We start from the raw sequence: 1,396 nt of genomic DNA on the forward strand, positions 1-1,396 counted from the left end.
GGGCACCCCGTCGGCCGGCGCCTGCCGGTCCAGCACGTACGGCCGGCCCCCGGCCTTGGCCACCGCGGTCACCACGGCCGCGCCGAGCCCGCTGGAACCGCCGGTGACGAGGACCGCCCGTCCGTTCATGTCCCTGCTCATACGACTCCTTTGACGAGGTGGAGGCCGCGGGTGCGCGCGGCGGAGATGGTGCCGGTGGTGGACCGGCCGGCCAGGTAGGGGACGGTCACGACCCGCCCGCCCCAGCGGTGGACCAGTTCGGCCTCGGGCAGCTCACCGTCGCCGTAGTCGCCGCCCTTGACCCAGACGTCGGGCCGCAGCCGGGCCAGCACCTGGTGCGGGGTGGGCTCGTCGAAGACCACCACCGCGTCGACGCAGTCCAGTGCGGCCAGCAGCCGGGCCCGGTCCTCCTCCCGGTTGACCGGGCGTTCGGCACCCTTGAGGCCCCGCACACCGCGGTCGGAGTTGAGGCAGACCACCAGGCAGTCGCCGAGGCGGCGGGCCGCCTGGAGGGTGGCCAGGTGCCCGGCATGCAGGATGTCGAAGCAACCGCCGGTGGCGACCACGGTGCCGCCGTCGGCGCGTACCGCCTTGATGAGCTCCTCGACGGTGCGGGTCGCGGTCAACGCGGGGCGCTGCTCCGGTGCGCGGCCCAGGCCGGCCGCCCCGCCCGCCGCCACGTACCCGGACGCGGCGGCGACCGCCGCCTGCGTGGCCTCGGCGACCGACGCGCCGTCGCCCAGCGCGAGCGCGGCGGTGGCGGCGAACCGGTCCCCGGCGCCGCAGGTGTCCTCGACGTGGTCGAGGGTGGACGGTGGCGGGACGACCAGCGGGGTGCGGCCGGCGTGGCAGAGCACCGCGCCGTCCGCGCCCACGGTCGCCGCGACCGCGCCGACCCGCCAGCGGCGGCGCAGCTCGTGCCCGGCCCGGGTGGCGGTGGAGAGCGCGGAGCCGGCCCCGGCGTCGCCGATGAGCTGCCGCAGTTCGGCCAGGTTGGGGGTGGCCAGCCGGACCCCGGGCGTCGCGGCCGGGCCGCGCGGGTGCGGGTCCCAGACCACCGGCGCGGGCGACTCGGCCAGCGCCGTGCGCAGGGCCGGCTGCCGGAGCAGCCCACGACCGTAGTCGCTGGCCAGGATGGCCCGGGCCCGGGACAGCACCTCTCGCACCGCCTCCGGCGGCTCGCCCGGCGGTTGCGGGTCGCCGCCCCGATCCAGCCGGAGCAGGGTCTGCCCGCCGGCCCGCAGCCGGATCTTCTCGGCGGTGGCGCCGGGCAGGTGCATCGGGTAGACCGCCACCCCGGCCTCGGCCAGCAGTTCGGCCAGCCGGGCCCCGCCGGCGTCGTCGGCCAGCGCGGTGACCAGCGCGAGGTGCCGCCCGCTGCTGCCGCTCATCAGCA

Annotated in this window: 1 protein-coding gene; it reads right to left on the reverse strand. The window is 78.2% G+C overall.

The window, feature by feature from the left end:
- Window positions 1-137: 137 nt before the first annotated feature.
- Window positions 138-1,396: PfkB family carbohydrate kinase (locus ONA70_RS36275; protein ID WP_265010987.1), on the reverse strand; the 1,259-nt coding region annotated here is incomplete at its 5' end.

The sequence above is a fragment of the Micromonospora yasonensis genome, assembly GCF_026013475.1.
Lineage (GTDB): Bacteria > Actinomycetota > Actinomycetes > Mycobacteriales > Micromonosporaceae > Micromonospora > Micromonospora yasonensis.